The organism is Cytobacillus sp. FSL K6-0129 (assembly GCF_038007625.1).
Lineage (GTDB): Bacteria > Bacillota > Bacilli > Bacillales > Cytobacillaceae > Cytobacillus > Cytobacillus kochii.
Map to the genome: position 1 here is coordinate 2,719,622 of NZ_JBBOXM010000001.1, position 13,603 is coordinate 2,733,224.

Here is a 13,603-nt window from a genome sequence, read left to right on the forward strand (position 1 = left end):
GAACATTCGTTATAGTTGGCATAACTTAACAAAAATCCAGCCCTCAAGCGAAGGCTGGATAAACTAGATGATTATCTTTCTGGATATAAAATAAATTTGCTTGTTAATGCTTCTACTCGTTGTGAAGCTTCAGTTAACTTTTCTTCGTCTTCCGCATTTTTCAACGTGAACGCGATAATAGAAGCAATCTCTTCCATATCGTTCTTTGCAAATCCACGAGAAGTAACTGCTGCTGTACCAATACGTATACCACTTGTCACAAATGGGCTTTCTGGATCAAATGGAATTGTATTTTTATTAACCGTAATACCTACTTCATCAAGTACTTTTTCTGCTACTTTACCCGTTAAACCTAATGAACGAACATCTACAAGTAAAAGATGGTTATCTGTTCCACCAGATACTAAGTCGATGCCTTCTTTTTTAAGTGACTCTGCTAAATGCTTAGCATTTGTGATAATGCTTTCCGCATATTCTTTAAAGCTATCTTCTAATGCTTCTCCGAAAGCTACAGCTTTAGCGGCAATGACATGCATTAATGGACCACCTTGAATACCTGGGAAAATCGATTTATCGATTTTTTTCGCAAATTCTTCTTTACAAAGAATCATACCACCACGTGGACCTCTTAATGTTTTATGAGTTGTTGTTGTCACGAAATCAGCGTATGGTACTGGATTAGGGTGTAGACCAGCTGCCACTAAGCCCGCAATATGAGCCATATCGACCATTAAATAAGCGCCAACCTCATCTGCAATTTCACGGAAACGCTTGAAGTCAATCACACGAGGATACGCACTTGCACCTGCTACAATTAGCTTCGGTTTATGCTCTTTCGCTTTTGCTAATACATCATCGTAATTGATGGTATGAGATGTTTCGTCTACACCATATTCAACGAAATTATATTGGACACCACTAAAGTTTACAGGACTCCCGTGCGTTAAGTGGCCACCGTGGGATAGATTCATACCAAGGACAGTATCTCCTTGTTCTAAAATCGTGAAGTACACTGCCATGTTTGCTTGCGCACCTGAATGAGGCTGAACATTCGCATGCTCGGCTCCAAAGATTTGCTTCGCGCGATCTCTAGCTAAATCTTCCACTACATCAACATGCTCACAGCCACCATAGTAACGACGACCAGGATACCCTTCAGCATATTTATTCGTGAGAACAGATCCTTGTGCCTCCATTACCGCCTCTGACACAAAGTTCTCTGAAGCGATTAATTCAATCTTACTTCTTTGACGTCCTAATTCATCTTGAATTGATTTGAAAACTTGCTCGTCCTGCTGCGCTAAATGCTTCATACAATAATCCTCCCTTATCTCTACCACACTATCAATAATGAATAGCTATTATGAAAATTCTCCTTTATTCTATCATGTTTTTTCGGGAGGATACAGGCAAGCTTACTGTTTATTAAGAGAAAAAAATTATCCATATTAACGGAAAACGGTTACATGTAAATGATTATGAAATGAAGGGTAAAGTTGGTATTTCCGAATAAAAGTTATGCAGAAATAATTAGTTACATACGTCATTTATCTACTTATCGCTAGCGGCGCATTATCAGACAATGACTATTTCTATTGGTAGACCGCTCTTTCTCCCCCAATCAACTTCGGCCTAGTCGTTGCTAATGTGACGTGTGCACCACCTACTTCTTTTAATGAAAGACGAATAGGTACAACCACATGCTTCAAGTGCATGCCAATGAAGGTATCACCGATATCTATCCCTGCATCAGCTTTTATATGCTCGACTACAACAGGGGCATCGAAATGTTGAAACGCATAAGTCGCCATCGCACCACCCGCTTTTCGGATTGGCACAACACTCACCTCTTCTAAGTTATACTTCTTAGCGGATGCTCGTTCGAGAACAATGGCGCGATTTAAATGCTCACAGCATTGAAAAGCGATTTGAACATTTGTTTGTTTTTGTAAGTTCATTAGTTCTGAAAAGATGAATTCAGCCACATCCTCTGAACCAGCCGTGCCGATATGATTACTCATCACTTCACTCGTACTACAGCCAATAACAATTAATTTGTCTTCGTTTAGTGATACTTTTTGTGTAAACTCTGTTAAAATATCCCGCCATTGTTGTATTAACTCTTCCATCATCATATGCTCCCTCTCTTCTCAAGATAAAAAAGATGCATATGTCTTCCTTCCTTTCATGAAGTCAACATATGCAACAAAGTTTTATAGATTTTCTTTTTCGTATTGATCTATCTTCCCAATACGGTTTTGATGGCGACCGCCTTCATAATCCGTGCCAAGCCATACTTGGGCAATCTCTCTTGCAAGCCCTGGGCCAATGACTCTTTCTCCCATCGCTAACATATTACTATCATTATGCTGTCTTGTTGCTTTCGCACTGAAAGTATCATGAACAAGCGCACAGCGAATGCCTTTCACTTTATTGGCTGCTATAGACATCCCAATCCCTGTCCCACAAACGAGAATACCTTTATCAAATTCACCGCTCGCTACTTTTTCAGCAACCGGTAAAGCATAATCAGGGTAATCTACAGAAGTACTACACTCACAACCAAAATCTTCATATTCAATATTGAGTTCTTCTAATAATGACTTTATTTCCGCACGAATGTTTAATCCACCGTGATCTGATGCAATTGCAACTTTCATTTTTTATGCCTCCAATCAAACTTGATTGTATGATTATCACTTTATTCTGACACAAAATTTAAAAATTATAAAGATGCAATTACTTTTCAGTTGGGTAGGCTACACTTTAAATTTATTCATATCTGTTTTTAACTGGTTGGCTTGCTCTTGTAATTCTTTTACTAGTATGTCGACTGTATCAATCACAGATGTTTGAGCCTCAGTTGAAGCAGCAACTTGTTGTGCACCGGCAGACGTTTCCTCCGCAATCGCTGCTACTTGTTGCGATTGGGCTGAAGTTTCCTGCATAGCATGCATTTGTTTATCTACTAAATCTTTAATCATGGTCACTGCAGCATTCATTTGATCTACAGTTTGCGTCATCTCTTCAATGACGGCATGTGTCTCGGTCCCTTTTTGTGCTTCTTGATTGGCAGACTCCACTTGATTGGAAATTTGACTGACCACATTACGCACTTCTTCTTGAATATTTTTAATTAATTCCGATATTCCTTGCACAGCTTTCGCACTTTCATCAGCCAACTTGCGCACTTCTTCGGCTACCACAGCAAAGCCCTTACCATGCTCTCCTGCTCTCGCCGCTTCAATAGAAGCATTTAATGCTAATAAGTTTGTTTGCGTGGCAATATCGCCAACAAGTTGGATAATTTGTTCTACTTTGACTGCATTTTCTTCTAAAATTTTTACAGTCTCTAACGATTTCTGATTACCTACTGCTAGTTTTTCTATTCCAGAAATAAGTGAATGCATGGCATGTTTGGATTTATTCAGATCACCGAAAAGCTCTTCAGATACTTGCTCAGATTGCTTTGCCTGCACCTGAACTTCTTCAGCAATTCGAATGACTTCATCAACAAGTTCGGCAACAGACTGAGTTGCGACCGCTGAGTTTTCTGCTCCTTGAGATATTTCTGAGATAGTTGTAGCAATTGCTTCAGCTTGCTCATTAGCAACCGAAGACTCCGCGGAAATTTCGTGCACTTTTTTATTTGTCATAGCAAAGTTCTCATCAATTCGTTCAATCATTTCTCTTAAACTCGTTAGCATTTGATTAAAGGCTAATCCTAAAGAACGTATTTCATCATCCGAACGCGAAACCTGTGCCTTTTCTTGTAAATTACCATTCGCTGCTTTTATAGCAGAATGCTCTAAGTCTTTAAGTGGTTTTGTAATAAGCCCTGCTGCAATAAATGCTAAGATCGCAGACCAAATCGCTCCAAGCAAAAGAACAATAATCGTAAAAAATTCTTTACTTATCGGCATATTTCCCATTAAAGGATATACGAACTGAATACATATCGCACTTATTGAGTATGTAATAACGGCTAATACTGAGATGAGAAGAACCAATTTTTTCCTTAAACTAAATTTCATCTTACGCGTCTCCATGATTGCCCCCTACTTCAACCTGTTCATCTTTGTTTATCTTGATTACTATCTTTTAATACTTCTGCTATTTTTTTTATGCTTCCATGTAGTTCATTATAGGTTTCTTTATATTGTTGCAACGTCCCACCGAATGGATCAATTATATCTTCTTGTTTACCATCATAAGCAAACTCTTTTATTAGAAAAACTTTTCCCATAGCATTAGGAAAATGTGATAAAATCGCATGTTTATGTCCATTTGTCATCACTAATATATGTGTCGCCCATTGAATAAGCTCTTCATTCAATTGAGCTGATTGATGATTGATGCTTATGCCTTCTTCTTTTAAAACTTGAGATGTATAAGCAGATGCAGGTCCACCTTGACTTGCAAAAATGCCCGCAGATTTCACCTTTACATCTGGAATGTCTATATGACGTAATATCGCTTCAGCCATGGGGCTTCGACATGTGTTACCTGTACAAATAAATAAAACGTGAGCCATAAAGCTCGCCTCCTTCTCTTACATTATAATCCAAAACTCCTATTTGATATAGACAAAATAAGGTGTCTATCACCGACATATTTCGACAATTTTAAGAATTTTTTGTCGAAACACATCAATAATACGCACCTTAACTGATTTTTATTAGGAAATTTTAACCATATTACATGAATAACATTTTGACGCCAAAAGCAAAAAGAATCGCCCCTCCAAGTGTCTCACTATATTTACCGAACCACCCTTGCATTCTTCTTCCTATCATTAATCCTGCCCAAGTAAGAACCATGGCAATTACACCAAATAATGTAAGAACAAGAGCCGTTTTTGCCCCCAACACACCTAATGTAAGCCCAACTGAAAAGCTGTCTAAACTTACACTTAAAGCAAAAATTAATAAGCCAAAACCAACAGGGGTCAACAGACTTTCTTTTTCAGCCTTTAAGCTTGACCAGAACATTTGCAGGCCTAAAAGCATCAACAAACCGGCACCAATATAGGCAGCAATCTCACTAAAATAAACTGATAAAAACTTCCCTGCCATCATTCCTAACAATGGCATGATGACATGAAATACTCCAATCGTAAAGCCTATATATAATATTTGCCGATACCTTAATTTGTACATCCCCATACCTAATCCAACTGAAAATGCATCCATACCTAAGGCAAACGCCATTAAACTTAAAGTTAAGACTTCACCTACTAACAACGTCATCTCTTTAGCCTCCTCGGGTCTTGCTCTTTTGAAGATATGCATGTCCAAGGAGAATTAGAATTGTTTTTTTAGGCGAAAACAAAACTGCTTCGATAGAGCGAAATATGATGGTTGCAAAAATCTCAGCGCATCTCTATAGGCTAGGGATGTAGTTACGCGGCAGGATAATGCAAAGTGCATCCATACAGGGATTTTTTGTATGCTTGTTTTGCCATAAGAGGACTCACAATTAAGGCAGGTTTTTTCTTTTTTCATAGTAGTGATTTTCACTAGCGAAGATGCATCAATAGAGTTGATTGCCGGCGGATATCGTGTAGTGTAGAAGGAAACCAACGTTGTTTATGGATGCTGAAATGTACATTATTTGCAGGGTAAATCATTTTTAGTAGGGCTTTCCGCGAGTGATTTGGGATGAGATTTCTTTTTTAGTCGCGGATTTGCCTCTTTTCGCGACTTATCATTGACGGGTCTCTTTTTTTAGTCGCGATTCTTGCTTTTTGCGACTTATAAAGAGTGTCTCTACTTTTTTAGTCGCGGATTTGACCTTTTCACGACTGATCATAGTTGGTTCTCCTTTTTTAGTCGCGATTCTTGCCTTTTTGCGACTTATAAAGAGTGTCACCGCTTTTTTAGTCGCGGATTTGACCTTTTCACGACTGATCATTGGCGGGTCTCCTTTTTTAGTCGCGATTCTTGCCTTTCTGCGACTTATAAAGAGTGTCACCGCTTTTTTAGTCGCGGATTTGACCTTTTCACGACTGATCATAGACCGGTCTCTTTTTTTAGTCGCGATTCTTGCCCTTTTGCGACTTATTAAGAGTTTCACCGCTTTTTTAGTCGCGGATTTGACCTTTTTATGAGCTATCAAGGACAGATTTGCTTTTTTACGCACAAAATAAAAAAGCTCCGCTCATAAGTAATACAATCGGAATATGATCATTTTACCCACATAACTTACCGGATTTCTAATGACATAGCACGCTATAGGAATCATTGAAAAAATCTTATTAACCAACATTTGAGCTTCTGTTTTAGTTTTTAAGGTAACAAGGGATAACAAATCAGAACCTGAACAATTTTTTGTTCAGATTCTGAAACACTCATTCCCAAGTCTACTTATAATTGAATGCGCCTATGGCCTGCAGCTTTCTCTAAGCGATTCATAATCGCCACACCGACACCTTCATATGGGAAAACCTCACCTAAAATGATATCGACATTCTCATGATTAAATGCTCTCAATGCATAGTATAAACCTGCAGCCACGGTATCTAGCGTTTCCCGCGCTCCCATAGAAAGAACAACATCCGTTTCATAGAAATCTTTATTTTCATCTGTTGTCAGTACACCTACTCGCAGTCCTTCTGCCCTTTTTTCATTGATCAATTGTTGCAACTGTATCGGAGTTGAATCGACTAATGTTAATGGTGCATCTGGTGCGTAATGTGTATATTTCATACCAGGCGATTTTGGTTTGGCTTGTTGATTATGTAGCGCGGGATCTAATTTTACCTCACCTATCACCGCAATTATCTGTTCCTTGGTCACACCACCCGGCCGTAAAATAACAGGTATCTCTTCTGTGCAATCAATTACGGTTGACTCCACACCAACACCAGTGGCTCCTCCGTCTACCAGACCAGCAATTTTTCCTTCTAAATCTTCCCACACGTGATCCGCTGTTGTTGGACTCGGTCTTCCTGAGCTATTTGCACTTGGAGCAGCTATTGGTAAATCCGTTTGGGCAAGAATGGCTAATGCTACAGGATGATCAGGCATACGGAAGCCAACAGTTTTTAATCCTGCTGTTGCTAAATCAGAAAGGCTACCCTTTTTTTTCTTAAGAATTATCGTTAATGGCCCTGGCCAAAAGGCATTCATCAATTGTTCTGCCTTTAATGGTATCTCTTCAGCCAGTTCCTGCAGTTGCATTCTCTTTGCTATATGAATAATTAAGGGATTATCTGCCGGTCTTCCTTTGGCAGCAAAGATCTTCTCTACGGCACCGTCACTCTTTGCATTCCCACCTAACCCATATACGGTTTCAGTTGGAAAAGCAACAACCTCATTTTCTTTAAGTAAATCAGAGGCTTGGACAATTTGTGGGTAACTATTCAAATTATCCACATTATTATCCACTGACCATCTAATTGTTTTCATTGTTATCCACCTTCAATATCTTTCATTCTAAATAGGAGAAATCCCCCTATTTTCAGTCTATCATCTAAGACAGTATAAAAGAAGCAAGGTGATAACTCAAGGTATTATCCACAAATTGTGAATAAACACATCGTTTTTGTGTATAACTTTGTGGATATATCCACATTATTCGAGTGAATATTTTAAAAAGAAAGAGTTATCCACAGATTGGACATTTTTAATATGTTCTTTTTCTACTAAAAATGTTGGCAATTCCGATTTATCCACTTGTTGAAAACCCATTAATAAAAATAATTGTAGTGTACTTTTGCGATTTGATCCTAAATATACTGTGGATAACCCTTTTTCTTTTGCTAATAGAAAAATTTGTTGCAATAAATACAATAAATCTGTCTGCACCGTTGTTTCTGACTTCATAACAAGCGAGCGTAACAAACCAACCGTATCATAAGGTTCGATGCCAATTGTCGCTTTTATTTCTCCCTCTTCATCTTCCATAATTAAAAAGTAATCAATTAAGTCCGCTACACCTTCCGATCGAACTGACGCTTCTGTTAAAAATTTCATGAGCTCGTTTTCATCTTGCTTCTGTGCAACTCTTACAATACTTGTTTTCATTCACTTCACCCTCTACCTCATTTTATAGTCTATGAATATGAGTTAATTGAAATTGATAGAACTAAAAATTTGCTAGAGTTAAAATATTATCCGAATAGCTTATCCCATATCTCTGCTAAAAAGAATTTTACTTCCACTTCTTCTTCATCTTGTTCACCTGCATAAACAGGATCTTCTTCTTTTTCGGTCATTTCTTCTTCTACGTTCTCTTCTTCCACTACTAATTCTTCCTCTTGCTGTTCTTCATCACTAAACCCTTCGCTCACAGCCACACCATTTGAAAAATCAAGAAAGCATAATGGTGGAAATAAAACACACCACCAGTTCGCACCGTCTCCTTCACCAAGCGTAATTAGAATCGCTTCATACTCACCAGCAGGGTATAAAAACTGGCCATAAAGTTTCGTCGGAAAATCTACTTTATCAAACTCCGTCTTAACTGTTTGTTGAGAGCCTGCTTCAGCTACAACTCGTTCGGCTATTTTTTGAATTTCTGGTAATTTTGATTGAATCAATGCTCTTGCTTCTTCTAAAGAGGTTAAATCGGATACCCACTCTGTTATATTTGCATTTACTTCGTCTCTCACCGCACGTTTAATCTTTTGATCTTTCTCCATATCGCTATTCGCTAGAATTCTTAAACGGATCGCTTCGTTAGGAATGACTAGTGATTCATCAGCCACTACCTCTGTTTGCGGTATATATAAACTAAATAAAGTACCTAATGATAAAATTAAGATGTATAAGTTCACAATCGATTTCGTTTTCATCTTCCTGCACCATCCCTTCACTATCCACAGTGTGGTCAGAAAGAGAACATCTTAAACTATTAAAATTAAAAAGTTATAAAAATAAGAAGGAAAGATAGACTAAATTTAGATGGTGAACGGATTAAGTTAACATGTACAAAGCGTTACTTTGTTTATAATCCATACATATGTCCATAACGAGTCTTTTTTCTTTTATAATGGGAGAAGCTTGCAGAAAGTATTCTTTGGGGGATTTTTAAATTTTTACGACTGTTAGCTTTTTTTACCGAGGACAGTTCACTTTACAACGCTCTCACTCTTGGACGTTTCACCAAGTGCCGTCATTTTTCTTTTTCCACCGCTCTTGGTTCCTATTTCCTTACCGAGAGCGGTGGTTTCAATCAGTTCCTAATGCTATAAATCCTCATTAGCTACTTATTTCAGCGAAAACCATTCGATCTTTCCCGTTAATGTCAAAGACGACTTCGACCTGTGCTTGTGGGAGGGCACCTTTTAATAAGTTTGCGACCAATTCCCCTTGACCTGCACCTACTTCAAATCCAACAAGTGCTTGTTCGGTTAGTACATATGGTAATTCATTTACTAAACGGCGATAGATGTCTAAACCATCCTCTCCAGCAAACAAGGCACGATTAGGCTCATGTTCAGTTACAATCTCTGACATCCACGAACGATCTGCAGTTGGAATATAAGGGGGATTGGAGATAACTATATCTAATTTTACTCCAGAGTTGATAAAAGGCTGCAGCAAGTCCCCTACTATCCAATTTATGTCTGCGTCTAAATAAGCCCCATTACCCTTAGCTACTTCTAAACTTGCAGGATATAGATCAGTTCCAAAACAATCAAGCTGAGGGTTTTCCCGTTTCAGAGTAATAGCAATTGCACCGCTACCTGTGCCAACATCGGCCACTTTTAACCCTGTATCATCTTGCCAACGTGCACGAATACGCTCAAGCGTAGCAAGGACTAACTCTTCTGTTTCTGGCCTAGGAATAAGAACTTCCTTATTCACCTTAAATTTTCTACCATAAAACTCCTCATAGCCCATAATATACTGAATAGGCTCACCAGTAATATGAGTGAGTATCGCCTTTGAAAAAAGTTGATCGATCTCCTCAGGAAGTTCTTCACGTAATCTTGTTAAGAATTCAGCTCGACTCATCTTCATATAATGTCTTAGTAAAATTTCAGCAGCATATGCTTCCCGTTGATTTTCTTCTAAAAAAGAAGAAGCCCAGTTAAGGGCTTCGAATACTCTGCGATTACTCATTAGTCGCACTCTCTAGTTTAGCCGATTGCTCTTCTAAAATAAGAGCATCAATAATTTCATCAATCTTACCGTGTAGGATCTGGTCTAACTTTTGGATAGTTAAACCAATTCGGTGATCAGTTACACGGTTTTGTGGGAAATTATACGTACGGATACGTTCAGAACGATCCCCTGTCCCTACAGCTGATTTACGCTGCTGATCGTATTCAGCTTGTGCCTCTCGTTGGAATTTATCGTATACACGTGCACGCAAAACTTTCATCGCTTTTTCTTTGTTCTTAATTTGCGACTTTTCATCCTGACAAGAAACGACAGTTCCCGTAGGAAGGTGGGTAAGTCTTACTGCGGACATAGTCGTATTAACACTTTGTCCACCCGGTCCACTAGATGCAAAAGTATCGACACGGATATCTTTATCATGAAGCTCAATTTCCACTTCTTCTGCTTCAGGTAACACCGCTACTGTTGCCGTAGACGTATGAATGCGACCGCCTGATTCTGTTTCCGGTACACGTTGCACGCGATGCGCACCATTCTCATATTTTAATTTAGAGTAAGCACCGTTTCCGTTTACCATGAAGATAATTTCTTTATAGCCACCGACTCCTGTACTACTTGCTTCAATGACGTCAATTTTCCAACCTTGGACCTCTGCATAGCGACTATACATACGGTACAAATCACCCGCAAACAGTGCAGCTTCATCTCCACCAGCTGCGCCACGAACTTCTACGATAACGTTTTTGTCATCATTAGGGTCCTTTGGAATGAGAAGGATTTTTAATTTTTCTTCTAATTGCTCCACTTTTCCCTCTAATTCAGAAATCTCTTCTTTCACCATATCACGCATTTCAGCATCTAATTTCTCTTCCAACATGGCCTTTGCGTCTGTATATTGTTCATGTATTTCTTTATATTCACGATATGTATCCACTGTTTCTTGGATATCAGACTGTTCTTTTGAATACTCACGTAATTTTTTTGGGTCATTTACTATTTCTGGATCACTAAGCAATTCATTAAGACGTTCATAGCGTTCCTCTACAGATTGAAGACGATCAAACACGGTTATTCACCTCTAATTCATTATTAACAAGCATCTATCTTATCACTGCTATCAGTATGCAGTTTTATTTCCAACGTATAACATTCTAATTATAGTATAGCCGCCTTGTTCAGTCAAAACCACTTTAGATTATTTTAGAAATTTCTGTTATTCGATTGATGAATCTTTCATCGTTTACTATAGTAAAGTTATCTAATTAAAAATGAGGTGCAGCACATGAAAGCCATTATGATTGGAATACTCTCCGCATTCTTTTTTGCTTTTACATTTGTTTTAAATGCAGCTATGGAAATGAATGGAGGAAGCTGGTATTGGAGTGCATCGCTCCGTTACTTCTTTATGATTCCACTTCTACTTATCATTGTTTTATACCGTAAGAGCTTACGTGCACTTATGATTGAATTGAAAAAAGCTCCTGGAAAATGGATGCTATGGAGCACAATTGGCTTTGGGCTATTTTATGCCCCTATATGTTTTGCTGCTGCCTATGGTCCCGGCTGGCTAATTGCTGCCACCTGGCAAATCACGATTATTTCTGGCAGTCTACTTGCCCCATTATTTTATGAAATGCGCCACACTTCTCAAGGAGTCATTCGCATAAAAGGGCAAATTCCTTTTAGAGGACTACTCATGAGTCTCATTATTTTAGTTGGCGTATTTGTTATCCAATGGGACCATGCCTCTGTTGTATCGGTGAAAGATACTTTTATTTGCACCTTAGCCATTCTTATTGCATCGTTTGCTTACCCTCTAGGGAATCGAAAAATGATGGCCTTAACAAACAAGCGCTTAGATCCTTATCAAAGAGTGCTTGGTATGACAATAGCTAGCCTTCCCTTTTGGCTCTTACTTGCATTTATTGGTTTACAAACAGCTGGCATGCCATCGATGAGTCAAGTTTATCAATCGGGGTTAGTAGCCTTATTTTCAGGTGTTTTTGCAACGGTACTATTCTTTGCTGCCACCGATCTCGTTCAAGGCAACATGCAAAAACTTGGAGCTGTGGAGGCAACACAGTCCTTTGAAGTGCTGTTCGCAATGATTGGTGAAGTGATCATTTTATCTGCTCCTCTTCCTTCTGCCACTGCTACGGTTGGAATCAGTTTAGTAATACTCGGAATGGCACTTCATAGTTATGTATCCAATTTACCTCAAAAGGGATTTAAAAAGGAAAAGGAAGAGACGGTTTAATTCACCGTCTCTTTAGTCTGTATGGTCTTCTCTAATTTTCACATTTATATAATAGGTCGGCACCGCACCAACTAATTTTTTTTGCAAACTTTCCTCAGCTTTTTCACGTTCCGCTTTTGATGAAAAGTCTTTATTCGTATACACAGTTACATGCATATATTCCCCGTCAATCCATATACCACCTGGTTCATAATCAGTAAGCTTATTAATCGTTGATCTTGCTTGATTAATATCACTACGGTCTGATTTTTTATCGCCATTGGTATTTAATAAGTTGGGATTTTGTTCATACATCGACCATTCCTGAACATCTTCGGAACGATGACCAGAAGGGCTGCTTATTCTAACGGTATCGGTATGTTTGTTGATATCATAAGTTTTATCAGCGTTTGCACCGTAATTATAAGAACAACCAGTTAGTAGACTGATTAACAAAACACCTGTAATGGTTTTTTTCATGAATGAATGGCACCCCCTACTAAATAAAATGCCCATTCATTTTAAAATTTCAGCAAGCAATATTTCCTATGTAAAAAAATGTATGCCAGGGAGTTTTTTCGTTCCAAAAAAGACGCCAAAGTTAGCGTCTCCAATCAAAAATGTGTTATTTCATCATTTCCGTGTGATTTTTAATACTTTTTGGTTTGCCAATCACTTCATGATGTTCACGGCACCGAGGTTCATACGATTCCGATGCGCCAACAAGAATGGTGGGATCTGTATATGATGCTGGTTTACCATCAATTAAACGCTGCGTTCGACTAGCAGGTGAACCACAAACAGCACATACGGCTTGTAGTTTTGTCACTAACTCAGCAGTAGCCATTAAATCCGGCATCGGACCAAAAGGCTCACCACGAAAATCAACGTCTAACCCAGCCACAATGACACGATGACCGTTCCCCGCAAGCATCTCCACAACTTCAATGATTTGATTATCAAAAAACTGAACTTCATCAATAGCTACGACTTCTGTATCAGACGTAACAAATGACAAAATATCCTCTGAACAGGCTACAGGTTGAGCAATAAACGATGCCCCATTATGAGAAACAACTGATTCTTCACTATAACGTTTATCGATTTGAGGCTTGAATACAGCAATTTGCTGTTTGGCAAATTGCGCTCTCCTTACTCTGCGAATAAGCTCCTCTGACTTACCAGAGAACATACTCCCGCAAATTACCTCAACCCATCCATGATGATTGATAACATACATGAAAGGTCTCTCCTTCCGCAACAATCTAATCTATCTATAAACACCTATTACAGTCCT

Annotated in this window: 15 protein-coding genes; 1 reads left to right on the forward strand and 14 read right to left on the reverse strand. The window is 38.6% G+C overall.

Annotated elements, in window-relative coordinates:
- Positions 1-71: 71 nt before the first annotated feature.
- The 12 genes from glyA to prfA all read right to left on the reverse strand — a co-directional run bounded on the left by glyA (position 72) and on the right by prfA (position 11,136).
- A complete protein-coding gene (gene glyA, locus MHI57_RS13595; RefSeq protein WP_340976834.1) occupies positions 72-1,313 on the reverse strand; it encodes a serine hydroxymethyltransferase in 1,242 nt (413 codons plus the stop codon).
- A gap of 279 nt (positions 1,314-1,592) precedes the next feature.
- Complete coding sequence (locus MHI57_RS13600) at positions 1,593-2,135, reverse strand: TIGR01440 family protein (RefSeq protein WP_095371581.1); 543 nt, start codon at positions 2,133-2,135, stop codon at positions 1,593-1,595.
- A 78-nt stretch (positions 2,136-2,213) separates the two neighbouring features.
- Positions 2,214-2,660 (reverse strand): ribose 5-phosphate isomerase B, encoded by a 447-nt coding sequence (gene rpiB / locus MHI57_RS13605; RefSeq protein ID WP_095371580.1) that lies wholly within the window; start codon positions 2,658-2,660, stop codon positions 2,214-2,216.
- Positions 2,661-2,759: 99 nt separating this feature from the next.
- On the reverse strand, positions 2,760-4,049 hold the full coding sequence (locus MHI57_RS13610) for a methyl-accepting chemotaxis protein (RefSeq protein WP_095371579.1): 1,290 nt from the start codon (positions 4,047-4,049) through the stop codon (positions 2,760-2,762).
- 23 nt (positions 4,050-4,072) lie between these two features.
- On the reverse strand, positions 4,073-4,534 hold the full coding sequence (locus tag MHI57_RS13615; protein WP_095371578.1) for a low molecular weight protein arginine phosphatase: 462 nt from the start codon (positions 4,532-4,534) through the stop codon (positions 4,073-4,075).
- Between the two features lie 163 nt (positions 4,535-4,697).
- Positions 4,698-5,249: a manganese efflux pump MntP gene (locus MHI57_RS13620; RefSeq protein WP_095371577.1), complete on the reverse strand. Its 552-nt coding sequence runs from the start codon at positions 5,247-5,249 to the stop codon at positions 4,698-4,700.
- A 457-nt stretch (positions 5,250-5,706) separates the two neighbouring features.
- The gene (locus MHI57_RS13625; protein WP_340976841.1) at positions 5,707-6,141 is read right to left on the reverse strand and encodes a hypothetical protein; all 435 of its coding nucleotides are present in this window, start codon (positions 6,139-6,141) and stop codon (positions 5,707-5,709) included.
- A gap of 224 nt (positions 6,142-6,365) precedes the next feature.
- Entirely contained in the window at positions 6,366-7,409 is a 1,044-nt protein-coding gene (locus tag MHI57_RS13630; RefSeq protein WP_340976843.1) for an L-threonylcarbamoyladenylate synthase, read from the reverse strand.
- 165 nt (positions 7,410-7,574) lie between these two features.
- A complete protein-coding gene (locus MHI57_RS13635) occupies positions 7,575-8,027 on the reverse strand; it encodes a GNAT family N-acetyltransferase (RefSeq protein WP_095371574.1) in 453 nt (150 codons plus the stop codon).
- A gap of 86 nt (positions 8,028-8,113) precedes the next feature.
- The gene (gene spoIIR / locus MHI57_RS13640) at positions 8,114-8,797 is read right to left on the reverse strand and encodes a stage II sporulation protein R (protein WP_322909839.1); all 684 of its coding nucleotides are present in this window, start codon (positions 8,795-8,797) and stop codon (positions 8,114-8,116) included.
- Between the two features lie 406 nt (positions 8,798-9,203).
- Positions 9,204-10,070, reverse strand: coding sequence for a peptide chain release factor N(5)-glutamine methyltransferase (gene prmC / locus MHI57_RS13645; RefSeq protein ID WP_340976846.1), 867 nt, complete (start codon positions 10,068-10,070; stop codon positions 9,204-9,206).
- Complete coding sequence (gene prfA / locus MHI57_RS13650; protein ID WP_322909841.1) at positions 10,063-11,136, reverse strand: peptide chain release factor 1; 1,074 nt, start codon at positions 11,134-11,136, stop codon at positions 10,063-10,065. Before prfA ends, prmC begins: the two co-directional genes overlap by 8 nt.
- A 216-nt stretch (positions 11,137-11,352) precedes the next feature.
- Here prfA and MHI57_RS13655 point away from each other — a divergent pair, with 216 nt between their 5' ends.
- Complete coding sequence (locus MHI57_RS13655) at positions 11,353-12,327, forward strand: DMT family transporter (RefSeq protein ID WP_095371570.1); 975 nt, start codon at positions 11,353-11,355, stop codon at positions 12,325-12,327.
- Positions 12,328-12,339: 12 nt separating this feature from the next.
- Here MHI57_RS13655 and MHI57_RS13660 read toward each other — a convergent pair whose 3' ends face one another.
- Together MHI57_RS13660 and MHI57_RS13665 are read right to left on the reverse strand one after the other, a co-directional pair.
- The gene (locus tag MHI57_RS13660; RefSeq protein WP_095371569.1) at positions 12,340-12,786 is read right to left on the reverse strand and encodes a hypothetical protein; all 447 of its coding nucleotides are present in this window, start codon (positions 12,784-12,786) and stop codon (positions 12,340-12,342) included.
- Positions 12,787-12,931: 145 nt separating this feature from the next.
- Entirely contained in the window at positions 12,932-13,546 is a 615-nt protein-coding gene (locus MHI57_RS13665) for a thymidine kinase (protein WP_095371568.1), read from the reverse strand.
- Between the last annotated feature and the right edge of the window lie 57 nt (positions 13,547-13,603).